The organism is Mesorhizobium sp. M1A.F.Ca.IN.022.06.1.1 (genome assembly GCF_003952605.1).
In the GTDB taxonomy this organism is placed as follows: Bacteria; Pseudomonadota; Alphaproteobacteria; order Rhizobiales; family Rhizobiaceae; genus Mesorhizobium.
In genome coordinates this window covers 130271-153868 of the sequence record NZ_CP034455.1, presented here as the reverse complement: position 1 = coordinate 153868, position 23598 = coordinate 130271, and the positions used below count along the sequence as shown (strand labels likewise).

The window sequence follows — 23598 nt, the reverse complement described above, 5'->3', positions numbered from 1 at the left end:
GTCCCGAGATGGCGGCCGAGAGCGCGCTGCCCGGCGCATGACGCCGGGGTCATGCGCAAACAAAAGCTGTCGCAGTCAGTAGGCTTTCACGCCGCCGATCATCTTCGTCACCTCGGCCGCGGCCTCTCGCACCAGCGGGCCGATCTCGGCCAGGCGCTCGGGCGTCACCCGCACCGTCGGGCCGGACACGGAAACGCCGCCGATCGGCTCGCCGAACTCGTTGAAGATGGCAGCGGCGACGCAGCGCATGCCGGGATGGCGTTCCTCGTCGTCGACCGACCAGCCGCGATGCTTGATGGTCGCCAGATCATGAGCCAGCGCCGAGATGTCGGAGAGCGTCTTGTCGGTGAAGCGCTGCAGGCCGGCCTTGCGCAGGATGGCGGCGACCCGCTCCGGCTCGAGATGCGCCAGCACCGCCTTGCCGATGCCTGATGCATGGAAGGAACTGCGCGTGCCCGGCCGGAAGAAGGCCCGGATCGCCTGATGCGTCTCGACCTGACTGACGAAAACCACGCAATCGTCCTCGGCGACGCCCAGATTGGCGGTCTCGCCGGTCTCTTCCATCAGTTCCTGCATGACGATGCGGGCGCGGTCGACCAGCTTGCGGCGGCGCAGGAAGGCGGCGCCCATGCGGTAGGTCTCGACGCCGATCGACCAGAGCTGGTCGGTCGAGTCGAACTCGACCATGCCGTGGTTCTCCAGCGTCGTCAGCATGCGGTAGGCCGTTGAGGCGGCGATGCCGCTGCGCGCCGCGATCTCGCTCAAGGACAAGCCGCTGGCGTCCGCGACGATCGCCAGGATGCGCAGCGCGCGGTCGAGCGACTGCACTGAAGCCGCTTCCTGCGGGCCGTTGAAGGCACGCGGCCGGCCGCGTTGGCGTTTTTCCGTGGTTTCCATGCACGCATTCTCCGCAATTTCGCGCGGAGCACAATGAAAAAGTTTTTCACTGGCCCCCCGTGGCGATTTTCTGGAAAAGGAAAAGTTCAGTGAATTCAGCAAGGTACAACAGTTTCCTAGAAATGAAAAAATATTCTGAAAAAATTGAAAAATCGAGAATGCGCTGGCATTCTAAAGCCAACCAACCAAGTGGAGGCTGAACATGGCCAGGATGCGCGCTGTCGACGCGGCGGTTCTCGTTCTAGAAAAGGAAGGCATCACCAATGCCTTCGGCGTGCCGGGCGCGGCGATCAACCCGCTCTATTCGGCGCTGAAGGCGCGCGGCACCATCCGCCACGTTCTCGCGCGCCATGTCGAGGGCGCCTCGCACATGGCTGAAGGTTTTACCCGCGCCAAGGCCGGCAATATCGGGCTCTGCATCGGCACCTCAGGTCCGGCCGGCACCGATATGATCACCGGGCTCTATTCCGCCTCGGCGGATTCCATTCCCATCCTCTGCATTACCGGGCAGGCGCCGCGCGCTCGCCTCAACAAGGAGGATTTCCAGGCCGTCGACATCGCTTCGATCGCAGCACCCGTCGCCAAATGGGCCGTCACCGTCATGGAACCCTATCTGGTGCCGATGGCGCTGCAGAAGGCGTTCCACCTGATGCGCTCCTCGCGACCGGGCCCGGTGCTGATCGACCTGCCGCTCGATGTGCAGCTTGCCGAGATCGAATTCGACATCGAGGCCTATGAGCCGCTGGTTCCCTTCAGGCCGGCAATGACGCGCGCCCAGGCCGAAAAGGGTTTGGCAATGCTCAACCAGGCGCAAAAGCCGCTGATCGTCGCCGGCGGCGGCATCATCAACGCCGATGCTTCCGATTTGCTGATCGAGTTCGCCGAAGTCACCGGCGTGCCGGTCATTCCGACGTTGATGGGCTGGGGCGCGATCCCCGACGATCACCGGCTGATGGCCGGCATGTGCGGCCTGCAGACCTCGCACCGTTACGGCAACGCGACAATGCTTGAAGCCGACTTCGTCTTTGGCATCGGCAACCGCTGGGCCAATCGCCACACCGGGTCGGTCGACGTCTACACCAAGGGCAAGAAATTCATCCATGTCGACATCGAGCCCACTCAGATCGGCCGCGTCTTCGCGCCGGATCTCGGCATCGTCTCGGATGCGGGCGCGGCGCTGAAGATGCTGCTCGACGTCGCCACCGAGTGGCGTACGGCCGGCAAGCTGCGCGACTGGTCGGGCTGGGCGAAGGAATGCCAGCAGCGCAAGAAAACCATGAAGCGCAAGACGCATTTCGAGCAGGTGCCGCTGAAGCCGCAGCGCGTCTATGAGGAGATGAACAAGGCTTTTGCCCGCGACACCACCTATGTCACCACGATCGGCCTGTCGCAGATCGCCGGCGCGCAATTCCTGCATGTCTACAAGCCGCGCAACTGGATCAACTGCGGCCAGGCCGGCCCGCTCGGCTGGACGCTGCCGGCCGCGCTCGGCGTGCGCGCCGCGGATCCCGATCGCGCCATCGTCGCGCTCTCCGGCGACTACGACTTCCAGTTCATGATCGAGGAGCTGGCGGTCGGCGCGCAGCACAACCTGCCTTACATCCACGTCGTCGTGAACAACGCCTATCTCGGGCTGATCCGCCAGGCGCAGCGCGGCTTCTCGATGGACTACGAGGTGAGCCTCGCCTTCGAGAACGTCAACCGGGCAAACGATCCCGAGGCCGGCTACGGCGTCGACCATGTCGCGGTCGCCGAGGCGATGGGCTGCAAGGCGGTTCGCGTGCGCAAGCCGGAAGAGTTCGCCGGCGCCTTCAAAGAGGCTGAGCGGCTGATGAAGGACCACCAGGTCCCGGTCGTTCTCGAATTCATCCTTGAACGTGTCACCAACATTTCCATGGGCACCGAAATCGACAAGATCACCGAATTCGAGGAGCTTGCCGAAAGCCACGAGGATGCGCCGACGGCGATCGTGATGCTCGATTGAGGTCCGGCGGAAAGAAGGAGCAAAAAGAATGCCGCGTTTTTCAGCCAATCTTTCGATGCTCTTCGGGGAGCACGAATTCCTAGATCGTTTCGATGCCGCTGCCCGCGCCGGCTTCAAGGGCGTCGAATATATCGGGCCGTACGACCATGCGCCGGACGTTGTTGCCGCTCGCCTCAAGAAGAACGGCCTGACGCAGGTTCTCTTCAACCTGCCGGCCGGCGACTGGGCAAAGGGCGAGCGCGGCATTGCCGTGCTGCCCGACCGCGTGCCTGAATTTCGCCAGGGCGTCGCCAAGGCGATCACTTATGCGCACGCGGTTGGCTGCGAGCAGGTCAACTGCCTCGCCGGCATCGCGCCGCAGGGTGCCGATCGCACTACTTTGGAAAACGTCTTTGCCGAAAATCTCGCTTTCGCGGCCGAAAAGCTGGAGCAGGCCAGCATCAAGCTGCTGATCGAGCCGATCAACACTCGCGACATTCCGGGCTTCTTCCTGAATTACACCGATCAGGCGCTGGCGCTGATCGACCGCATCGGCTCGAAGAACCTGTTCCTGCAATACGACATTTATCACATGCAGATCATGGAGGGGGATCTCGCCCGTACCATCGAGGCAAACCTTGGCCGCATCGCGCATATCCAGCTTGCGGACAATCCCGGCCGTCACGAGCCGGGGACGGGCGAGATCAATTATCCCTTCCTCTACGGCCATATCGACCGGCTCGGCTATTCCGGCTGGATCGGCGCCGAATACAAACCGAAGGCCGGCACGGAGGTGGGACTCGGCTGGTTCCGGCAGTTCGCCGGGCAGGGGAGTGCGGCGGCTTAGACGCTTCTCAACCAGCCTCGGCGCTGCCCCTCACCCTTACCCTCTCCCCGTGAAAGACGGGGGAGAGGGGGGTCGCCAGCGCTGGAGCTTGTCCCCCTTCTCCCCATCCTTCACGGGGAGAAGGTGCCGGCAGGCGGATGAGGGGCGGCGCCAGCCTTCGATCCATTCCGACAAAGACCTTCAGGAGACCGCAAAATGGAAACCATCGGCTTCATTGGCCTCGGCATCATGGGCGCGCCGATGGCGGGGCATCTGCTCGACGCCGGCTACCCGGTCATCGCCAGCGACCATCGCTCGAAGCCGCCGGCCGCTCTCGCGGCCAAGGGGCTGAAGACCGTCACCGGCCATGATGCGGTGGCCAGCGCCGCCGGCATCATCATCACCATGGTGCCCGACACGCCGCAGGTGACGGATGTGCTGTTCGGCGAAAACGGCGTCGCTTCAGCTCTGTCGAAAGGCAAGCTCGTCATCGACATGAGCTCGATCTCGCCGATCGCCACCAAGGACTTCGCCAAGAAGATCAACGATCTCGGCTGCGACTATCTCGACGCGCCGGTATCCGGCGGCGAGGTCGGCGCCAAGGCAGCCTCGCTTACCATCATGGTTGGCGGCGAGGAAGAGGCGTTCGAGCGCGCCAGGCCGGTGTTCGAGAAGATGGGCAAGAACATCACGCTGGTCGGGCCGAACGGCGTCGGCCAGACCACCAAGGTCGCCAACCAGATCGTCGTGGCGCTCACCATCGAGGCGATCGGCGAAGCCCTGGTCTTCGCCTCGAAGGCCGGCGCCGATCCTGCAAAGGTTCGCCAAGCCCTGATGGGCGGTCTCGCCGCCTCGCGCATCCTCGAAGTGCATGGCGAGCGCATGATCAAGCGCACCTTCGCGCCCGGTTTCCGCATCGAACTGCACCAGAAGGACCTCAACCTCGCGCTGGAAGGCGCCAAGGCGCTCGGCGTTGCGCTCCCCAACACCTCGACGACGCAGCAACTGTTCAATTCCTGCGCCGCCAATGGTGGGGCGAAGGAGGATCACTCGGCGCTGGTCAGGGCGCTGGAGCGGATGGCGGGCCACGAAGTGGCCTAGAAGCGAATAGCGAATAGGGAGTAGCGAATAGGGATTGCAGGCCGACGGGCCGCCGTGTTTCGGCTATTCGCTATTCGCTATTCGCTATTCGCTATGAATTTTCGCGCCGCATAAAGGCTCACCGCCGCGGCGTTCGACACGTTGAGCGAGCGGATGGCGCCGGGCATGTCCAGGCGGGCAAGCGCGGTCACCGTCTCGCGCGTCTTCTGGCGCAAGCCCTTGCCCTCGGCGCCCAGAACCAGCGCAATTTTTCCTCCGGCGAAGCTCTTTTCCAGTTCCGCCGATCCCTCAGAATCGAGCCCGATCGTCTGGAAGCCGGCATCGTGCAGTTGACCCAGTGCGTCGGCCAGGTTCTTCACCTCGATCTGGTCGATGTGCTCCAGCGCGCCCGAGGCCGATTTCGCCAGCACGCCCGATTCCTGCGGGCTGTGGCGGGCCGTCGTGATCAGCGCGCCGGCGCCGAAAGCAACCGCGGAGCGCAGGATAGCGCCGACATTGTGCGGGTCGGTGACCTGGTCGAGCACCAGCACCAGCTTTGTGTCGCCGAGCGTGTCAAGGCGCTTGGGTTTAAGCGGTTCCGCCTCGATCAGCACGCCCTGATGCACGGCGTCCGAGCCGGTGATTTTGTCGATATCTTTGGGCTCGACCAACTCGGTCATGAAGGACAGGGCGGAAAGATCGCCGATCGCCAGCCTCTCGGCGGCATTGCGGGTCACCAGCATTCTTTTGATCTTGCGTCGCGGATTGTCGAGCGCGGCCCGCACCGTGTGCAGGCCGTAAAGCCGCACCAGTCCGTCGGCGGGGCCTTCGCCCGGCAGCACCGGTTGGCGCGGCCGGAATGCCGGCGCGCCGCCCGCCTTCTGGTCGCGATGCGCGCGCCTCAGCTTGGCGTAGTGGGTGTCCTTCGGGGTGCCCGGTTTGCTGCTTTTGTTGTCGCTCATGCCGGCCTCTATAACCGTCCCGGCCGGCTAAGGATACGGGCTGCGGCGACGAATGCCGAACATCCTCGAAAAACCCTGGCCGCGCCGGTTGACACCCACCGGCCTTGCCGCCATAAGGCGCATCGCTGATTTCGGAGAAGATCCTTACTCGGGCTCCGGGTCGGCTGAAATGCCTCGTTGCATGGCTCCGGCGGCAGACTGGAGAGGTGCCCGAGTGGTTAAAGGGGACGGACTGTAAATCCGTTGGCTTAGCCTACGTTGGTTCGAATCCAACCCTCTCCACCACTGCCGGCCCGGAAGCCCTGAAACGAAAAGCACCGGAAGTGTGCCACTGTTTTCCGATGCTAGCGCAGGCGGGTATAGCTCAGTGGTAGAGCAGCAGCCTTCCAAGCTGAATATGCGGGTTCGATTCCCGCTACCCGCTCCAGATTTTCTTCGTCGTAGGCCTCAAAAGAAAAACGCCGAGCACCCGTGGCGCGCGGCGTGTTCGATCTGCCTTATGCTTAGCTGTTGAAAGCCGATGTCACCTGATGTTGCGGCGGGACTTGGCCGTTCGGCGTCAGCTTGTCGACAACGCCGGGCAGCGCCGTGGACAATTGCTGCAGCAGCTCCTGCTCGTTCATACCGGTACGTTGCGCGATCTCGCGGATCACCGCCGGCCCCAGCGCCGAGCCGAGATCGTTGGCGTTGATCGGCCGGTTCTGGCCGGTGCCGACCCAGGAATCGGCTACGCCGCCGTGGCCGGCGTCTCGCAGTCTGTCGAGCAGCCCGCCCAGTCCGCCGAGCAGGCCGCCATCGGCGGAGGTTCCGGCGGGAGTTGGGGCGGGGGCCTGAGCTTCGGCCGGCTGTTCCTCGCTTCTGCCGCTCAGCATCTTGCCGACCAGCAGCGCGCCGAGCGCGATCATCAGGGGTTTGGTGATGTTGCCGCCGGGAACGGCGTTGTCAAAAAGGCCCATCATGGATCTCCTATCAACCAAGTCCACCCGGCGCCAGAATGGCTCAAGCGGGGGGATTTTCAAGCTGTCTTGAGCTTTTGACAATCATATGAAAATGATTGGCAGCGGGGGATTGGAGGGAAGAAATGGGCATCATCAGCTGGATCATTCTCGGCGCGATCGCCGGCTTCATCGGCAGCAAGATCGTCAACAAGACCGGTCAGGGCATGATCATGGACATCGTGCTCGGCATCGTCGGCGCGATCGTCGGTGGCGTGATCTTCAGCGCCTTCGGCGCATCGGGCGTCACCGGCCTCAACATCTGGAGCCTGATTGTCGCCGTCATCGGCTCGGTCGTCGTGCTCTGGGCTTATCACCAGTTCTCCGGCAGGCGCACGCTGTAGAACGGTCGAACGATCGGCGAACCACGGCTCGATCGCCGTGGTGGGATCGTCAGCCGAGCGCTGGTCGTCGAACGCGACCGCGCTGCGTATTGGCATTGGATGGCGTGGGGCGGAACGGCGATGGCGGTCCAGATTCAAGGCCTTCCGGTCACCTATTATCCAATCCCGAAAAGCGGCACCAGCAGCGTCAAATACGCGCTGATGGCGCTCGGCGGCAAGGAAGCCACTCTGCTTGACCCGGACAACGACGTCCACAGTCAAATTGCAACCAATTGGGCCGATCCGTTCGAGCCGGTCTATGACGGCCTCAGCGGCAAATTCACGATCGTTCGTGATCCGCTGGAGCGGCTGCTCTCGGCTTATTCCAGCAGGATATTGGACACCGATGTCCTACGGTCACGCTCGCCCAACCTCGAGTTGCTCGAGAGCTTTGGGCTGCCGACCAACCCGGATCCCGATACCTTCATCCTCAACATCGAAAAATACTGCGCATGCTCAGGGGACATCCACTTTCACGTCGCCTCGCCACGCCGGTTCATCGGTTCCAGCCTGTTCCTGTTCGAGCACGTCTTCAAATTCGAGGACATGGACAAGGTCGGCGCCTTCCTGTCCACGGTCAGCGGCAGGACAGTCTCTATGCCGCGGCTGCAGGCAGCCCGGGGCAAGGTCAGTCCATCGGATCTGTCCCCCGCGGCGTTCAGAAAGGCGATGCGCTTCTGCCGCTACGACTACGGTTTCCTTGTCGACTATTACGATCCGGCACGATGGGGAGGCATCCCCCAAGGCGATCCCGATGAGACGTCCTCGCTGCATGTCGCCGGCGATCTGACCGCTTTTCGCAACGGCCGTCTGGTCTACCCGCGGACGCTGCGCAACCTCGTCGGATTCCTTGCCAAACGTCCGTTGAAGAAAAGGGTGGGGCTGTAGCGTTCAGCTTTTCAGTCCGGACGACCTCAGGCCACAACGCTCAAGCGCCTCCTTCGCTCGTCGAGCGAGACGATGGCGAGGCCGCTGCCGATCACCAGGAGAATGCCGCAGACGGCGAGCGTGTTGGGGAGCTGCCCGAACACCAAAAGGCCGGAAATCACCGCCCAGACGGTGAAGCAATAGTAGAAGGGCGCCACCGCGCTTGTCGGTCCGACGCGATAGGCCATGAAGATGAAGAAGTGACCGAAGATCAGGAACAGGCCGGCGCCGGCAAGCAAAAGGAGATGACGGCCCTCCGGCATCACCCACTGTTCCGAGACAAGGTGTGCGACACCTGAGCCGAGCAGCACGACAACCACGGCGGAGATGGCGACGATCATGCCGGGCACCTCGGCGCCCACCTTACGTCCGGCGAGGTCGCGCGCCGCGGCCAGGGCCGCGTTGCCCAGCGCCAGCAAGGCATAGATGGAAATGCCCTGCATCGTCGGTTGCGCCACCATGACGGCGCCGACAAAGCCTAGGCTAATCAGCGCCATTCGCACGGCGCCGATCTTCTCGCCGAAAAGGAGCGAGGACCCGACCAGCACGATGAGCGGCGTGATCTGCCCGAGCGCCGTCGAATCGGCGATCGGCATGTTGGCCAACGCCACGACGTAGCAAAGGATCGCCGCCAGCTCGCAAAGGTTCCGGCGCAGCACCTTGCGTTCGAACAGCAGCGGGATCTGCCTGCCATAGCCCAGCATGAAAAGCAGCGGCATGCCCCACAGTGTGGCGGCCGCGCCACGCAGCAGCAGCACCTCATAAGGCGGCAGCCCTGCGGTCGCGAGCTTCATCATCGTGTCATTGACGAGGTAGGATCCCGTCGAGACGATCATGAACAGCGGGCCGCGGATATTTGCCGGAAGGAATTGCATTGGCTGAAGAAATCAGAGGCCGATCGGGGCGGCAATGGGCCAGTTCCGGCCGATCTGGCGTCTACCCGCGCGAAACTGTCGATGGGCTAGCCGAGGCAAGACGCGCGGATTTGAATTCGCCTGTCGCGATCCTATATCCGCACCATACCCCTGAAATCAGATCATTGGTTCGGCTCGAGCGAGACAACGCTCAACCACAAGGCACTTGTGTTTTGCGGCCGTTGTCGCTAATCGCCCCGCATTCGACTGAACTGAAGGTCAAGGCCGCCCAAGGAAAGAGACTATGGCAAAAGGTAAATTCGAGCGCACCAAGCCGCATGTGAACATTGGCACGATCGGCCACGTCGATCATGGCAAGACGTCGCTGACGGCGGCGATCACGAAGTATTTTGGCGAATACAAGCGCTATGACCAGATCGACGCGGCGCCGGAAGAGAAGGCGCGCGGCATCACCATCTCGACGGCGCATGTCGAGTACGAGACGGCCAACCGTCACTACGCCCATGTCGACTGCCCCGGCCATGCCGACTATGTCAAGAACATGATCACCGGCGCCGCCCAGATGGACGGCGCGATCCTGGTGGTTTCGGCCGCCGACGGCCCGATGCCGCAGACCCGCGAGCACATCCTTTTGGCCCGCCAGGTCGGCGTGCCCTCGATCGTGGTGTTCCTTAACAAGGTCGACCAGGTCGACGACGCCGAGCTGCTCGAGCTGGTCGAGCTCGAGGTTCGCGAGCTGTTGACCAAGAACGAGTTCCCCGGCGACGACATTCCGATCGTCAAGGGTTCGGCGCTGGCAGCACTTGAGGATTCGAACAAGACCATCGGCGAGGACGCCATCCGCGAGCTGATGGCGCAGGTCGACGCCTACATCCCGACGCCGGTCCGTCCGCTGGACAAGCCGTTCCTGATGCCGATCGAGGACGTGTTCTCGATCTCGGGCCGCGGCACGGTCGTGACCGGCCGCGTCGAGCGCGGCGTGGTCAAGGTCGGCGAGGAATTGGAGATCGTCGGCATCCGTCCGACGGCCAAGACCACCTGCACGGGCGTCGAGATGTTCCGCAAGCTGCTCGACCAGGGCCAGGCCGGCGACAACATCGGCGCGCTCTTGCGCGGCATCGACCGCGAGGGTGTCGAGCGCGGCCAGGTTCTGGCCAAGCCGGGCTCGGTGAAGCCACACAAGAAGTTCGTGGCCGAAGCCTACATCCTGACCAAGGACGAGGGCGGCCGGCACACGCCGTTCTTCACCAACTACCGTCCGCAGTTCTACTTCCGCACCACCGACGTGACCGGCATCGTGACGCTGCCGGCCGGCACCGAGATGGTGATGCCCGGCGACAACATCACCGTCGACGTCGAGCTGATCGTGCCGATCGCGATGGAAGAGAAGCTGCGCTTCGCCATCCGTGAAGGCGGCCGCACCGTTGGTGCCGGCATCGTCGTCACCATCAAAGAATGATCGATCCGGCACTTGCCGGCTCGACAAGGAAAGGGCGGTCTTCGGGCCGCCCTTTTTCGTTTACTTGCACAGTGCAGCATAAATGCAGCACGGTTGCTTCGAAGCTATTGCATGCACCACTGCCGCAATTATTATCGATTGCGGCAGGGGGCGTCGCCAATCATGATTTCGGGGCATCATTTAAACTGCACATCAAGATGGTTTCGCATACTGGTTCGCCGGGCACCGGTGCTTGCTATTGTGGTGGTGGCCTTTGCAGCAAAGGCCGATGACGTCCTCATACGGGCATGGCCCGATACGTTCATTTTGAACGGCCCGTCTTCCGACGGCTTTTCGGACATGCGGTTCATCTTTGCGCGTAGCAGTGCAGTCGGCTGTAAGACCAATTGTCCGGAATGGATTTCAGCGGAAGGCGCCATCACTGCCGACACGCCGGCTCTGCTCAAGCGAGTGCTGAAAAAGCTCGGCACCCGCAAACTGCCGATCATTGTCAATTCCCCTGGCGGCGATGTCGACGCCGCACTTCAACTTGGTCGCATCATACGGAAGAACGGGCTCGACATCGCGATCGGCAAGACCGAGTTTTCCGATTGTTGGCCGGGAACGGAGGGCTGCGGGGCCAGCTTCGGCAAGGGCGTTGCCTATTTCGGCGTGGCGTCTGATGGCGGCGCCATGTGCAACTCTGCATGTCCCCTGATGTTCGCAGGTGGCGTTCGCCGCGTAGCCGGTGGCTGGGCCTATCTGGGTGTTCATCAGATCACCACCACTTGGTTCCCGTCCACAAGGCATTTTCGAACCACCTATAAAACCATTCGGGGCAAAAGATATCAGGTCACAACGGAGACCGTCACCGAAGGCCGAAGCTACAAGACCTATAAGATGAGCAAGGGGTTCGCGCGGAAAATCTCGGCCTATTTGGCAGAGATGGGCGTGGGGCAGGGTGTCCTCGACAAAATGAAAGCCACGCCGGCGAGCGACATTCAGCGGATCACCCTCCACGACATGCTAACGATGAAACTGGCCACCAGCACAGACACCGTGGAGCTGTTCACCGGAGTGATCCTGTGCATGGGTGACAAACCGGCTCCAAATTGCCGGGAAATAGCTGAGGATGCCCGGCCGGCCGCTGTAACGACGGCAAAGCCGGCACCTTCTCGACAGGCGGAAGCTCCATCTTCCAAGCCAGCCAAAGCCCCGACTGCCGTGCCGTTTCGAGGAGCGGCAGGAAATGCGGCGCCGGAGATGCGCTTCGTGGTCGTTCGCGGCAGTGATCCGCTCTGCGATCCCGACTGCCCGGAATGGATTTCGGCGGAAGGCGCGATCACCCCTCGAACCCCGCAAAAACTTCGCCAGTTGCTCGCCGCGCTCGACAACCCGTGGCTCCCCGTTGTGATCAGCTCACGAGGCGGCGACTTGTTCGGCGCCTTGGCCGCAGGGCGGCTTATCCACGAACGCAAGCTAGACGTCGTCGTCGCCCGCACCAATATCCTGGGTTGCAACCCGCCCGGGGCGGGCTGTCTTGACGACAATGGCGCCTATGTCGGGCTGATCAGCCAATTCGGAGTGGAGTGCGATTCAGCCTGCGCACTCATGCTCGCCGGCGGCGCCAGGCGGCTGGTCGACCCCAAGGCGCGGCTCAGCGTGTCCTCAATGGGACAGAAGCGGATTGTCAAAGCCTATTTGGACGAGATGGCGATCAGCCAAGGCCTGTTCGCAGCGATAGATCAGAGTTCGGTCGAGCGTCAGCTTGAACCCGATGTAATGCTCAAGGTCGGGCTGGTGACCGGGCCGGACACGTCGGACACGCTGACTGGCCCCGCCATTTGCAGGTCCTCGCCAAAGCCGGACAATTGCCGGCTCCCGCCCTCCGCCAACGCCCAGGCAAAGACGCCGCCAGAACTTTAGCGTTGTCGCGACGAAGTCGAGGCAGCAGCCGTCAGGCTGGCATTGCTCGCACCCTCTTCAATTCTATTGCAAGCATCGTCGCCGTAACTAGTATGGGTTGGACCGAGGGCTTGGCAGGCGTGATTTCCGCGTTCCTTTCAAAGGGTATTTCGTGGCCGCTAGGGCTGGTTCGGCTCGGGCTGGCCATCGCTATTGGGCTTACCGCGTTTGCCGCCGCAGCGAAGGAAACGCCGCCGGATTACGGCCCTGCCATGCGCTTCGTCGTGGTGCGCAGCAGCGCGCCAGGCTGCGAGCCGAACTGCCCGGAATGGATTTCTGCCGAAGGCAGCATCGAGGCCGGCACGCCGGCGCGGTTCAAGCGCCTCTTGAAGACGCTCGGCGGCCGGCAACTGCCGATCGTCGTCAGTTCTCCTGGAGGCAATGTCGACGCCGCGCTCCAACTCGGCCGTATGATCCGTAAGAACAAGCTCGACATCGCCGTGGGCACTACGGGGTTTTCCGGTTGCTCGCCCGAAATGAAGAACTGCCGGGACAATGACAGTAAGAACACGCCGTATTCCGGCATCGCCTACGACAGCGGCGCCATGTGCAATTCCGCATGTCCCCTGATGTTTGCCGGCGGCGTCCGCCGTGTGGTCGGCGAGTGGGCTTTTCTCGGAGTTCATCAGATCACCACGACATATCACAGGGAAAAGCTGCTCTACCGCACCACCTACAGAATTGTGAACGGCAAGAAGAAGGTCCTCAGCACCAAGGTCGTCAGCCGCAAGAATGCCGGCAGCTACAAGACCTACGAGATGAGCAAGGCGGTCGAGAAACGGCTGTCCGGCTATCTGAAAGAAATGGGTATCGGGCAGGGCGTGCTGGACGTGATGAAAGCGACGCCGGCAAGCGACATAAAGCAGATCGAGCCCGACGATATGCTGGATATGAAGCTCGTCACCAGCCTCGATTCCCTCGACCTGATGACCGAAGCAGCCATATGCCGGCGCGATCCGGTGCCAGCGAACTGCCGCGAGATACCGGCCAATGGCAAGGCCAAGCCGGCCGAGGTGGCGACGGTCGCAGTCAAACAGGCCTACAGTCAGCCGGCGGAGGCAGCATCACCGCCAAAGCCGCAGCAGGAAATGCGTTTCATCCTCGTTCGCGGCAGCAATCCGCTCTGCAACCCCGATTGTCCGGAATGGATTTCGGCGGAGGGAACGATCGTTGCCGGCACGCCCGACAGGCTGCGCGAGCTGCTGGACAAGGTCGGCGGGCGCAGGCTGCCCATCGTCCTCAACTCACAGGGCGGCGATGTCCAGGGCGCGCTCGCCGCCGGCCGGCTGATCCGCGAGCGCAGATTGGATGTTGCGGTCGCCCGGACGGATTTTCTCGATTGCGATCCCGGCACGGCAGGGTGCGTCTCCAAGGACAACCTTCATAATGGTCTCACCGTTGAAGCCGGCGCCGAATGCGATACAGCCTGCGTGCTGATGATCGCCGGTGGCACCAGGCGCTTGGTAGGCACCGATACGCGTTTCCTGGTGCATTCCATGGGCATGGAAGACAAGGTCCGGTCGTATCTTGAGGAGATGGCGATCGGCTCGGGCTTGTTCGTCGCGATGCAGTCGGCCCAATCCGCCAAGCACAGGGAGCTCAGCCAGGACGAATTGGCGGGGTTCGGGCTCACCACCAGCCGCCAGTCGGTAGACGCTCTGACGGGCGCCACTATCTGCAAATCTTCGCCAAAACCCGATAACTGCCGGGTTCTGCCGTCCGCCAACGCCGAAGCGGAATCGCCGGCCAAGCTTTAGCAGCATTCGGCGCCATGCCAGCACTGGCCATGGAGGCGGGTTGAGCCGGCTCCGAGCTTCCCGCTATCCTTCTAGGCTCAAACGTAGGAGGACCGGAGATGAGCGAGGGCGTCCCGACTTTGTTCGAATGGGCCGGCGGCAGCGAGGCGCTCAACCGGCTGACGCAGATCTTTTACAACAGAGTGACCTTGGACCCGATCGTCGGTCCGGTGTTCAGGCACATGTCGCCGGACCATCCGGCGCATGTCGCCGCCTTCATCGGCGAGGTTTTCGGCGGGCCGAAGACCTACAGCGGACGGCATGGTGGCCACCGCGAGATGGTCAGGCATCATCTCGGCAAGCATCTGACCGAGGAGCAGCGCCGGCGCTGGATCAACCTTCTGGCGGACGCGGCGGACGAAGCCGGCCTGCCGGACGATCCCGAGTTCCGTTCCGCCTTGATGGGCTATGTCGAGTGGGGATCGCGGCTGGCCAAGATTAATTCCAATCTCGGCGAGACTTGCGACCCTGAGACCGAGCCAATGCCAAGCTGGGGCTGGGGCGTGCCGGGCGGGCCTTACAAGCCGCCGGCCGGGAAATCGTAGCCGAAGATGCTGGGTTTCTGCAAAATTCCGAAAAGATGACGCCGCAAAGACACCGCAGGGTCGTTGCATCAATGTGAGACGACCTTGCATGCTGATTGCCCATCTCCCATCGGGCTATATTCTGGGAAGGCTCGCGCGAAGACGGCGACGGGAGGCATCCGATGTGGTGGCTGCCGCAATGCTCGGCAGCGTCATCCCGGACATCGACATGCTCTATTTTTACCTGATCGATGGCGGTCGCACGCACCATCATGCCTACATCACGCATTGGCCGTTGTTCTGGGCCACGATCGGGACGGTAGGCGTGTCGGTCGGTCGGTTGTTGGGGTCGCGGCGTCTGCCGTCGATCGCCATCTTCTTAGCCGGAGCCATGGTGCATATGGCGCTCGACACGGTGGCATCGCCGATCATGTGGTTGGCGCCGTTCAGTCATCGCCCGTTTGAGCTCGTGGCGGTTCCGGCCAGCCATGGGAACTGGGTCCTGAACTTCGTTCTGCATTGGACTTTCGCGCTTGAACTCGTGATCTGCGCATGGGGCCTGGGGCTTGGATGGCTGCGATCGGCGCTTCCGGCCGACGCGTCTCAAAAGGGCTCTTGAGTTCTCATCGGCTTTGTGAAATAGCAGCGCCCGTATACGGGCATAGCTCAGTTGGTAGAGCGGCGGTCTCCAAAACCGCAGGTCGTAGGTTCGAGCCCTGCTGCCCGTGCCACCTCCCATGGCAGACTGAAGGTGGGTGCGCTCCGCCGTTGAAAACCGGGGGCGGCTTGCCATCTAGCGAAAACTGGGGCATAAGGCCCCGCATAGCCGGGACGGGACGACTGGATGGTTCCGAGGCGGCGCTAAAACATAAAGCGGAACACTTGCCACTTGCGTGGACCAAGAATCGGTTTTATGTAGACTGAACAGACACGCGACGCGTGGAGCTGGGAAGCCGGCTTTACGCGTCTGATTTGCGTGGGCGAAATGGTGGTGCTGATTCGGCGCCGGCACGAAGTCCAGGCGGCACGTCCCGGCCAGCGGGATCATCCAGGAGACCCGGCCAACGGGTCTTGAAGACAGGCGGCAGATGGCTTCGAAAACCACAAACCCTTTCACCTTTCTCCAGCAGGTTCGCGCGGAGACGGCCAAGGTGACATGGCCCTCGCGCCGCGAGACTATGATCTCGACGGTAATGGTCCTGGTTTTTGCGCTCATCGCCATGATCTTCTTCTTCACCGCCGACATAGCCATGGGCTATGCGATCGAGTGGATTCTGGGCCTCGGACATTAAGTTCGGCGATTACGGAGAGGTCGTGAAATGACGCGGTGGTATATCGTCCACGCTTATTCGAACTTCGAGAAGAAGGTCGCCGAGGACATCGAGAACAAGGCCAAGCAGAAGGGCCTGTCGGGCGAGATCGAGCAGATCGTGGTGCCGACGGAGAAGGTCGTCGAGATACGCCGCGGCCGCAAGGTCGATGCGGAACGCAAGTTCTTCCCCGGTTATGTGCTCTTGAAGGCCAACCTGACGGACGCCGTATTCTCGCTGGTCAAGAACACGCCGAAGGTCACCGGCTTCCTCGGTGACTCCAAGCCCGTGCCGATCACTGAAGCCGAGGCGCAACGCATCCTGAACCAGGTTCAGGAAGGCGTCGAGCGTCCGAAGCCGTCGGTCACCTTCGAGATCGGCGAGGCGATCCGCGTCTCGGACGGTCCGTTCGCATCGTTCAACGGCTTCGTCCAGGAAGTGGACGAGGAGCGGGCGCGCCTCAAGGTGGAAGTTTCGATCTTCGGGCGCGCGGTGCCCGTCGATCTCGAATTCGGACAGGTCGAAAAGGGCTGATCCGAAGGTCCCCGTCCGAGAGGCGAAGGGATCGGCGGCGCGAAGGAATGGCGCTGCCATGAGCGGGTGGGAGGCGAATGCGGCTTAGCCGGCCGCTGGAACCGCACCACCAGACTGCAACCGCCGGTTTTCCCGGCATGAGAAAAGGCAGGAATAGAGATGGCTAAGAAAGTTGCAGGCCAGCTCAAGCTCCAGGTTGCCGCGGGCTCGGCCACGCCGTCGCCCCCGATCGGCCCGGCGCTTGGTCAGCGCGGCATCAACATCATGGAGTTCTGCAAGGCGTTCAACGCGCAGACCCAGGAGCTGGAGAAGGGCTCGCCCATCCCGGTCGTCATCACCTACTACCAGGACAAGTCGTTCACCTTCGTCATGAAGACGCCGCCGGTGAGCTACTTCCTGAAGAAGGCCGCCAACCTGAAGTCTGGTTCGAAGGAACCGGGCAAGGTCAAGGCCGGCACGATCTCGCGCGACAAGGTGCGCCAGATCGCCGAGCAGAAGATGAAGGACCTGAACGCAAACGACGTCGAAGCGGCCATGCGAATGGTCGAGGGCTCCGCCCGCTCGATGGGCCTGGAAGTGGTGGGCTAAGATCATGGCAAAGATTGCAAAGCGTGTTGCCAAGAGCCGTGAAGGCATCGACCCGAACAAGGCCTATGCGCTCTCTGAGGCGCTGCAGCTGCTGAAGGACCGGTCCACGGTGAAGTTCGACGAGACGGTCGAGGTCGCGATGAATCTCGGCGTCGATCCGCGCCATGCCGACCAGATGGTCCGCGGCGTTGTCAACCTGCCGAACGGCACTGGCCGGTCGGTGCGCGTCGCCGTGTTCGCGCGCGGCGACAAGGCCGAAGAAGCCAAGGCCGCCGGCGCCGATATCGTTGGTGCCGAGGACCTCGTCGATATCGTCCAGAAGGGCACGATCGATTTCGATCGCTGCATCGCTACTCCGGACATGATGCCGCTGGTCGGCCGTCTGGGTAAGGTGCTCGGCCCGCGCGGCATGATGCCGAACCCGAAGGTCGGCACCGTGACCCCCGATGTCGCGGCCGCCGTCAAGGCCTCGAAGGGCGGCGCCGTCGAGTTCCGCGTCGAGAAGGCCGGCATCGTCCAGGCCGGCGTCGGCAAGGTCTCGTTCGACGTCAAGGCGCTGGAAGAGAATGTGCGGGCCTTCGCCGATGCGGTGAACAAGGCCAAGCCCGCCGGCGCCAAGGGCAACTACGTCAAGAAGGTGTCGGTCACCTCGACGATGGGTCCCGGCCTCAAGCTCGACATCGCGACGCTCGCCGCGTCGTAAGCGTCGTCTGGCCGGCTTCAGGCCGGTCGCTAGAGCATGATCCCGAAAAGTGGATTTCGGAAAAGATCATGCTCCAACAAAGAAGAATTCCGGACCGCCGATCCGTCGGCGGCCCGGTACCCCGGAAGCCGAAAGGTTCCGGATATCCTGTCCGAGATTGCAGGCGGCCCAAAAGCCTTAATTCACTTGGGCCTGCATGAGACGGGTGAAGACCCGACAAAGGAGCGACAAGCTCCAATGAAAGGTTCGAACCGTGTTTGCCTTTTGTCAGCACATCGCCGGCTTGCCGTCGGTGGGCGAAAAGGGGGCAGGATCCTCGAGCGCCGTTCGGGAGATCCACGATTAGGATGGCCCGGCCGGCAAAAGGCAACCCGACTTCTGACCTCGAGAAGAGGCAGGGGTCAACTGGAGATAGGCAGTGGACAGAGCGGAAAAGCGCGAACTCGTCACGGGCCTGAACGAAGCGTTCTCGAGCGCGGGTTCAGTCGTCGTGGCCCACTACGCCGGTATCACCGTGGCGCAAATGAACGACCTCCGGTCGAAGATGCGCGCCGCCGGCGGCACCGTCAAAGTCGCGAAGAACCGTCTCGCCAAGATCGCTCTTCAGGGCACGGACTCCGCATCGATCGTCGATCTGTTCAAGGGACAGACGCTGGTCGCTTATTCGGAGGATCCGGTTGCGGCGCCGAAGGTCACGTCCGATTTCGCCAAGGGGAATGACAAGCTGATCATTCTCGGCGGCGCGATGGGCTCGACCTCGCTCAACGCCGATGGTGTCAAGGCGCTCGCCACGATGCCGTCGCTCGACGAGCTGCGCGCCAAGCTGGTTGGCATGATCGCCACGCCGGCTACCCGGATCGCCCAGATCGTCAATGCGCCCGCGGCTTCGGTCGCGCGCGTCATCGGCGCTTACGCCCGGAAGGACGAGGCGGCATGAGGCCGTTCCTCGCTGTCAACAACACACGTTCGAACCAACTAAAGGAATATCAAAATGGCTGATCTCGCGAAGATCGTAGACGACCTTTCGAAGCTGACCGTCCTCGAGGCGGCCGAGCTGTCGAAGCTCCTGGAAGAGAAGTGGGGCGTTTCGGCTGCTGCTCCGGTGGCGGTTGCCGCTGCTGGCGGTGGCGCTGCCGCTGCTGCTGCTCCGGCTGAAGAGAAGACGGAATTCGACGTCGTTCTCGCCGACGCCGGCGCCCAGAAGATCAACGTCATTAAGGAAGTCCGCGCCATCACCGGCCTTGGCCTCAAGGAAGCCAAGGACCTCGTCGAGGCCGCTCCGAAGCCGGTCAAGGAAGGCGTTTCCAAGGCCGATGCCGACAAGTTCAAGGCTCAGCTGGAAGCAGCTGGCGCCAAGGTCGAGCTGAAGTAAGCCTTATGGTTGAGGGCGGACGGCCTCGCGCCGGCCGCCCCCTCCCTTGATGAAAGGGAGGCTTCGTTGCGCGAGACGTTTGAAAACCTCTTTCCTGAGGGCCGGAAGCGGCCTTCAGGAAACGGGTTTTCTCCCGTTTTTACCGGCAGCCGCCAAGCAATTGGAAGGGCGGCCGGAAAACTGACAGGGGCGGCCGGCGAGCGGCCCATTGGTGCAAGGCGAACCGCGGCGAGGTTCGCCCCGAGTTTTGAGCTAAGGAGCGACGATGGCCCAGACCCAGACTTTCAATGGCCGCAGACGCGTACGCAAGTTCTTCGGGAAGATCCCGGAAGTTGCGGAGATGCCGAACCTAATCGAGGTTCAGAAGGCATCCTATGACCAGTTCCTGATGGTGGACGAGCCCAAGGGCGGGCGTCCGGACGAGGGGCTGCAGGCTGTTTTCAAGTCGGTCTTCCCGATCTCCGATTTTTCCGGCTCCTCGATGCTGGAATTCGTGAAGTATGAGTTCGAAGGACCGAAATTCGACGTCGACGAATGCCGTCAGCGCGACCTGACCTATGCTGCGCCGCTGAAGGTGACGCTGCGCCTCATCGTGTTCGACATCGATGAGGATACCGGCGCGAAGTCGATCAAGGATATCAAGGAGCAGGACGTCTATATGGGCGACATGCCGCTCATGACGTCGAACGGCACCTTCATCGTCAACGGCACCGAGCGCGTCATCGTCTCGCAGATGCACCGTTCGCCGGGCGTCTTCTTCGACCACGACAAGGGCAAGTCGCACTCGTCGGGCAAGCTTCTGTTTGCCGCGCGCGTCATCCCCTATCGCGGCTCGTGGCTCGACATCGAGTTCGATTCCAAGGACGTGGTCCACGCCCGCATCGACCGCCGCCGCAAGATTCCGGTGACGTCGCTGCTGATGGCGCTCGGCATGGACGGCGAAGAGATCCTGTCGACCTTCTACAACAAGATCACCTACAAGCGTGCCGGCGACCACTGGCGCATCCCGTTCAATGTCGAGCGCTTCCGCGGCCTCAAGGCTGTCGGCGACCTGGTCGACGCCGACACGGGCGAGATCGTCGTCGAGGCCGGCAAGAAGATCACCGCCCGCCAGGCCCGCCAGCTCGGCGAAAAGGGTCTCAAGGCGATCAAGGCGACCGACGAGGACCTGCTCGGCAACTACCTGGCCGAGGACATTGTCAACTACGCCACCGGCGAGATCTTCCTCGAGGCCGGCGACGAGATCGACGAGAAGACGCTGAAGGTGCTGCTCGGCACCGGCGAGGACGAGATCCAGATCCTCGACATCGACCACGTCAATGTCGGCGCCTACATCCGCAACACGCTCGCCGTCGACAAGAACGAGAGCCGCCAGGACGCGCTGTTCGACATCTACCGCGTCATGCGTCCGGGCGAGCCGCCGACGCTCGAGACCGCCGAAGCCATGTTCAACTCGCTGTTCTTCGACAGCGAGCGCTATGACCTGTCGGCTGTCGGCCGCGTCAAGATGAACATGCGCCTCGAGCTCAAGGCCGAGGACACCGTGCGCGTGCTGCGCAAGGAAGACATCCTGGCCGTGGTCAAGACGCTGGTCGAGCTGCGCGACGGCAAGGGCGAGATCGACGACATCGACAATCTCGGCAACCGCCGCGTCCGCTCGGTCGGCGAGCTGATGGAGAACCAGTACCGCGTCGGTCTGCTGCGCATGGAGCGCGCGATCAAGGAGCGTATGTCCTCGATCGAGATCGACACGGTCATGCCGCAGGACCTGATCAACGCCAAGCCGGCGGCCGCCGCCGTGCGCGAGTTCTTCGGCTCCTCGCAGCTGTCGCAGTTCATGGACCAGACCAACCCGCTGTCGGAGATCACCCACAAGCGTCGCCTGTCGGCGCTTGGACCGGGCGGTCTGACCCGCGAGCGTGCCGGCTTCGAGGTGCGCGACGTGCATCCGACGCACTACGGCCGTATCTGCCCGATCGAGACGCCGGAAGGCCCGAATATCGGTCTGATCAACTCGCTCGCCACCTTCGCGCGTGTCAACAAGTACGGCTTCATCGAGAGCCCGTACCGCAAGATCGTCAACGGCAAGCTGACCAATGAAGTCGTCTATCTGTCGGCGATGGAAGAGGCCAAGCACCACGTCGCGCAGGCCAACGCCGAGCTCGACAAGAACGGCAGCTTCGTCGACGAGTTCGTCATCTGCCGCAACGCCGGCGAGGTGATGATGGCGCCGCGCGAGAACGTCGACCTGATGGACGTGTCGCCGAAGCAGATGGTGTCGGTGGCCGCGGCCCTCATCCCGTTCCTCGAGAACGACGACGCCAACCGCGCGCTGATGGGCTCGAACATGCAGCGTCAGGCCGTGCCACTGGTGCGCGCCGAGGCGCCGTTCGTCGGCACCGGCATGGAGCCGGTCGTCGCCCGTGACTCAGGCGCCGCCATCGGCGCCCGCCGCGGCGGCGTGGTCGACCAGGTGGACGCCACCCGTATCGTTATCCGCGCCACCGAAGATCTCGACCCGGGCAAGTCCGGCGTCGACATCTACCGGCTGATGAAGTTCCAGCGTTCGAACCAGAATACCTGCATCAACCAGCGTCCGCTGGTGCGTGTCGGCGACCGGGTGAACAAGGGCGACATCATCGCCGACGGTCCTTCGACCGAGCTCGGCGATCTGGCGCTCGGCCGCAACGTGCTGGTCGCGTTCATGCCGTGGAACGGCTACAACTACGAGGACTCGATCCTGCTCTCCGAGCGCATCGTGGCCGACGACGTCTTCACCTCGATCCACATCGAGGAGTTCGAGGTCATGGCCCGCGACACCAAGCTCGGACCGGAGGAGATCACGCGCGACATTCCGAACGTCTCGGAGGAAGCGCTGAAGAACCTCGACGAGGCCGGCATCGTCTATATCGGCGCGGAAGTGCAGCCGGGCGACATCCTGGTCGGCAAGATCACGCCGAAGGGCGAAAGCCCGATGACGCCGGAAGAGAAGCTCCTGCGCGCCATCTTCGGCGAAAAGGCCTCGGACGTTCGCGACACCTCCATGCGCATGCCTCCGGGCACCTTCGGCACGGTCGTCGAAGTGCGCGTCTTCAACCGCCACGGCGTGGAGAAGGACGAGCGCGCCATGGCGATCGAGCGCGAGGAGATCGAGCGTCTGGCCAAGGACCGCGACGACGAGCAGGCGATCCTCGATCGCAACGTCTATTCGCGCCTGTCGGACATGCTGGTCGGCAAGGAAGCGATTGCCGGGCCGAAGGGCTTCAAGAAGGGCTCGAAGCTGTCGAAGGACACGCTCGACGAGTATCCGCGCTCGCAGTGGTGGCAGTTCGCCGTGGAGAACGAAAAGCTGCAGAGCGAGCTGGAAGCCCTGCGCGGCCAGTACGACGACTCCAAGAAGGCGCTCGAGCAGCGCTTCATGGACAAGGTCGAGAAGGTGCAGCGCGGCGACGAGATGCCTCCGGGCGTCATGAAGATGGTCAAGGTCTTCGTGGCGGTGAAGCGCAAGATGCAGCCGGGCGACAAGATGGCCGGCCGTCACGGCAACAAGGGCGTGGTGTCGCGCATCGTTCCGGTCGAGGACATGCCTTTCCTCGAGGACGGCACGCATGCCGATATCGTGCTCAACCCGCTGGGTGTGCCGAGCCGCATGAATGTCGGCCAGATCCTGGAAACGCATCTGGGCTGGGCCTGCGCCGGCATGGGCAGGAAGATCGGCGAGCTGATCGACGCCTACAAGGCTGGCGGCGACATCAAGCCGCTGCGCAAGACGCTGGAAAGCTTCATGCCTTCCAACGACCGCAACGAGCCGGTCCGCGACTATGACGACGAGAGCATCATTCGCCTGAGCGAACAGATGCGCCGCGGCGTCTCCATCGCGACTCCGGTGTTCGACGGCGCGCACGAAGCCGACATCAACACCATGCTGCAGCAGGCGGGCCTGCACACCAGCGGTCAGTCGCAGCTTTATGACGGCCGCACCGGCGAGCCGTTCGATCGCAAGGTGACGATGGGCTACATCTATATGCTCAAGCTTCACCACCTGGTGGACGACAAGATCCACGCGCGCTCGATCGGTCCGTACTCGCTCGTCACCCAGCAGCCGCTGGGCGGCAAGGCGCAGTTCGGCGGCCAGCGCTTCGGCGAAATGGAGGTCTGGGCGCTGGAAGCCTACGGCGCCGCTTATACGCTGCAGGAGATGCTGACGGTGAAGTCGGATGACGTTGCCGGACGCACCAAGGTCTACGAGGCAATCGTGCGCGGCGACGATACGTTCGAAGCCGGCATTCCCGAGAGCTTCAACGTTCTCGTCAAGGAGATGCGCTCCCTCGGCCTCAATGTCGAACTGGAGAACACCAAGTTCGAAGACGCTGCCGTGCGGCTGCCCGATGCTGCCGAATAAGGGCGCGGCCGAACAAGGGTAATGGCGCGCCGCGAACAACGTGGCGCGCCCAACAAAT

The 23598-nt window shown here is 62.8% G+C and carries 21 protein-coding genes and 3 tRNA genes; 20 read left to right on the top strand and 4 right to left on the bottom strand.

The annotated features are described in order from the left end of the window. Positions 1 to 75: 75 nt before the first annotated feature. Positions 76 to 897, bottom strand: a complete 822-nt coding sequence (gene bhcR, locus EJ078_RS00805; protein ID WP_127404176.1) for an HTH-type transcriptional regulator BhcR — start codon at positions 895 to 897, stop codon at positions 76 to 78. A 202-nt stretch (positions 898 to 1099) separates the two neighbouring features. On the opposite strand from bhcR, the gene gcl reads away from it, so the two are divergent. From gcl to EJ078_RS00790, 3 genes are all read left to right on the top strand, one after another. Next, entirely contained in the window at positions 1100 to 2881 is a 1782-nt protein-coding gene (gcl, locus tag EJ078_RS00800) for a glyoxylate carboligase (RefSeq protein ID WP_127217398.1), read from the top strand. A gap of 28 nt (positions 2882 to 2909) precedes the next feature. Further along, positions 2910 to 3707, top strand: a complete 798-nt coding sequence (gene otnI, locus EJ078_RS00795) for a 2-oxo-tetronate isomerase (protein WP_127217397.1) — start codon at positions 2910 to 2912, stop codon at positions 3705 to 3707. 195 nt (positions 3708 to 3902) lie between these two features. Continuing rightward, positions 3903 to 4787: a 2-hydroxy-3-oxopropionate reductase gene (locus EJ078_RS00790; protein ID WP_095801329.1), complete on the top strand. Its 885-nt coding sequence runs from the start codon at positions 3903 to 3905 to the stop codon at positions 4785 to 4787. Positions 4788 to 4864: 77 nt separating this feature from the next. On the opposite strand, the gene EJ078_RS00785 is transcribed toward EJ078_RS00790, so the two are convergent. Then, the gene (locus tag EJ078_RS00785) at positions 4865 to 5728 is read right to left on the bottom strand and encodes an RNA methyltransferase (RefSeq protein WP_095824695.1); all 864 of its coding nucleotides are present in this window, start codon (positions 5726 to 5728) and stop codon (positions 4865 to 4867) included. Positions 5729 to 5928: 200 nt separating this feature from the next. Here EJ078_RS00785 and EJ078_RS00780 point away from each other — a divergent pair. Both EJ078_RS00780 and EJ078_RS00775 read left to right on the top strand, forming a co-directional pair. Beyond that, positions 5929 to 6013: transfer RNA gene (locus EJ078_RS00780), tRNA-Tyr, on the top strand. A 68-nt stretch (positions 6014 to 6081) separates the two neighbouring features. Further along, a tRNA-Gly gene (locus tag EJ078_RS00775) sits at positions 6082 to 6155 on the top strand. A gap of 76 nt (positions 6156 to 6231) precedes the next feature. Here EJ078_RS00775 and EJ078_RS00770 read toward each other — a convergent pair. Then, positions 6232 to 6684 carry a YidB family protein gene (locus EJ078_RS00770; RefSeq protein WP_067321636.1) on the bottom strand — a complete coding sequence of 151 codons (453 nt, stop codon included), beginning with the start codon at positions 6682 to 6684 and terminating at the stop codon, positions 6232 to 6234. Between the two features lie 125 nt (positions 6685 to 6809). On the opposite strand from EJ078_RS00770, the gene EJ078_RS00765 reads away from it, so the two are divergent. Both EJ078_RS00765 and EJ078_RS00760 read left to right on the top strand, forming a co-directional pair. Continuing rightward, on the top strand, positions 6810 to 7067 hold the full coding sequence (locus tag EJ078_RS00765; protein WP_067321514.1) for a GlsB/YeaQ/YmgE family stress response membrane protein: 258 nt from the start codon (positions 6810 to 6812) through the stop codon (positions 7065 to 7067). 120 nt (positions 7068 to 7187) lie between these two features. Then, positions 7188 to 7994: a sulfotransferase family 2 domain-containing protein gene (locus EJ078_RS00760; protein ID WP_164757444.1), complete on the top strand. Its 807-nt coding sequence runs from the start codon at positions 7188 to 7190 to the stop codon at positions 7992 to 7994. Positions 7995 to 8020: 26 nt separating this feature from the next. Here the strand turns inward: EJ078_RS00760 and EJ078_RS00755 are convergent, their stop codons facing one another. Beyond that, positions 8021 to 8908: a DMT family transporter gene (locus EJ078_RS00755; RefSeq protein WP_095824693.1), complete on the bottom strand. Its 888-nt coding sequence runs from the start codon at positions 8906 to 8908 to the stop codon at positions 8021 to 8023. Positions 8909 to 9191: 283 nt separating this feature from the next. Here EJ078_RS00755 and tuf point away from each other — a divergent pair, with 283 nt between their 5' ends. From tuf to rpoB, 13 genes are all read left to right on the top strand, one after another. Next, the gene (tuf, locus tag EJ078_RS00750) at positions 9192 to 10367 is read left to right on the top strand and encodes an elongation factor Tu (RefSeq protein WP_066989565.1); all 1176 of its coding nucleotides are present in this window, start codon (positions 9192 to 9194) and stop codon (positions 10365 to 10367) included. Between the two features lie 111 nt (positions 10368 to 10478). Beyond that, positions 10479 to 12272: a hypothetical protein gene (locus tag EJ078_RS00745; protein WP_245457209.1), complete on the top strand. Its 1794-nt coding sequence runs from the start codon at positions 10479 to 10481 to the stop codon at positions 12270 to 12272. A 251-nt stretch (positions 12273 to 12523) separates the two neighbouring features. Next, on the top strand, positions 12524 to 14068 hold the full coding sequence (locus tag EJ078_RS00740; protein ID WP_127404134.1) for a hypothetical protein: 1545 nt from the start codon (positions 12524 to 12526) through the stop codon (positions 14066 to 14068). Positions 14069 to 14166: 98 nt separating this feature from the next. Then, positions 14167 to 14652, top strand: a complete 486-nt coding sequence (locus EJ078_RS00735) for a group II truncated hemoglobin (protein ID WP_127404133.1) — start codon at positions 14167 to 14169, stop codon at positions 14650 to 14652. An 88-nt stretch (positions 14653 to 14740) separates the two neighbouring features. Then, on the top strand, positions 14741 to 15250 hold the full coding sequence (locus tag EJ078_RS00730) for a metal-dependent hydrolase (RefSeq protein WP_127216766.1): 510 nt from the start codon (positions 14741 to 14743) through the stop codon (positions 15248 to 15250). A 36-nt stretch (positions 15251 to 15286) separates the two neighbouring features. After that, positions 15287 to 15362 (top strand) — tRNA-Trp (locus EJ078_RS00725). 357 nt (positions 15363 to 15719) lie between these two features. Next, positions 15720 to 15923, top strand: a complete 204-nt coding sequence (secE, locus tag EJ078_RS00720; RefSeq protein WP_066989573.1) for a preprotein translocase subunit SecE — start codon at positions 15720 to 15722, stop codon at positions 15921 to 15923. Between the two features lie 27 nt (positions 15924 to 15950). Beyond that, a complete protein-coding gene (nusG, locus tag EJ078_RS00715) occupies positions 15951 to 16475 on the top strand; it encodes a transcription termination/antitermination protein NusG (protein ID WP_066989575.1) in 525 nt (174 codons plus the stop codon). A 159-nt stretch (positions 16476 to 16634) separates the two neighbouring features. Then, complete coding sequence (rplK, locus tag EJ078_RS00710; protein ID WP_059189557.1) at positions 16635 to 17063, top strand: 50S ribosomal protein L11; 429 nt, start codon at positions 16635 to 16637, stop codon at positions 17061 to 17063. 4 nt (positions 17064 to 17067) lie between these two features. Beyond that, positions 17068 to 17766 carry a 50S ribosomal protein L1 gene (gene rplA, locus EJ078_RS00705; protein ID WP_066989577.1) on the top strand — a complete coding sequence of 233 codons (699 nt, stop codon included), beginning with the start codon at positions 17068 to 17070 and terminating at the stop codon, positions 17764 to 17766. A 418-nt stretch (positions 17767 to 18184) separates the two neighbouring features. Further along, the gene (rplJ, locus tag EJ078_RS00700) at positions 18185 to 18703 is read left to right on the top strand and encodes a 50S ribosomal protein L10 (RefSeq protein ID WP_041003118.1); all 519 of its coding nucleotides are present in this window, start codon (positions 18185 to 18187) and stop codon (positions 18701 to 18703) included. A 54-nt stretch (positions 18704 to 18757) separates the two neighbouring features. Then, positions 18758 to 19138: a 50S ribosomal protein L7/L12 gene (gene rplL, locus EJ078_RS00695; protein ID WP_066989581.1), complete on the top strand. Its 381-nt coding sequence runs from the start codon at positions 18758 to 18760 to the stop codon at positions 19136 to 19138. A gap of 265 nt (positions 19139 to 19403) precedes the next feature. Beyond that, on the top strand, positions 19404 to 23540 hold the full coding sequence (gene rpoB / locus EJ078_RS00690; RefSeq protein ID WP_066989583.1) for a DNA-directed RNA polymerase subunit beta: 4137 nt from the start codon (positions 19404 to 19406) through the stop codon (positions 23538 to 23540). The last annotated feature ends 58 nt before the right edge of the window (positions 23541 to 23598 follow it).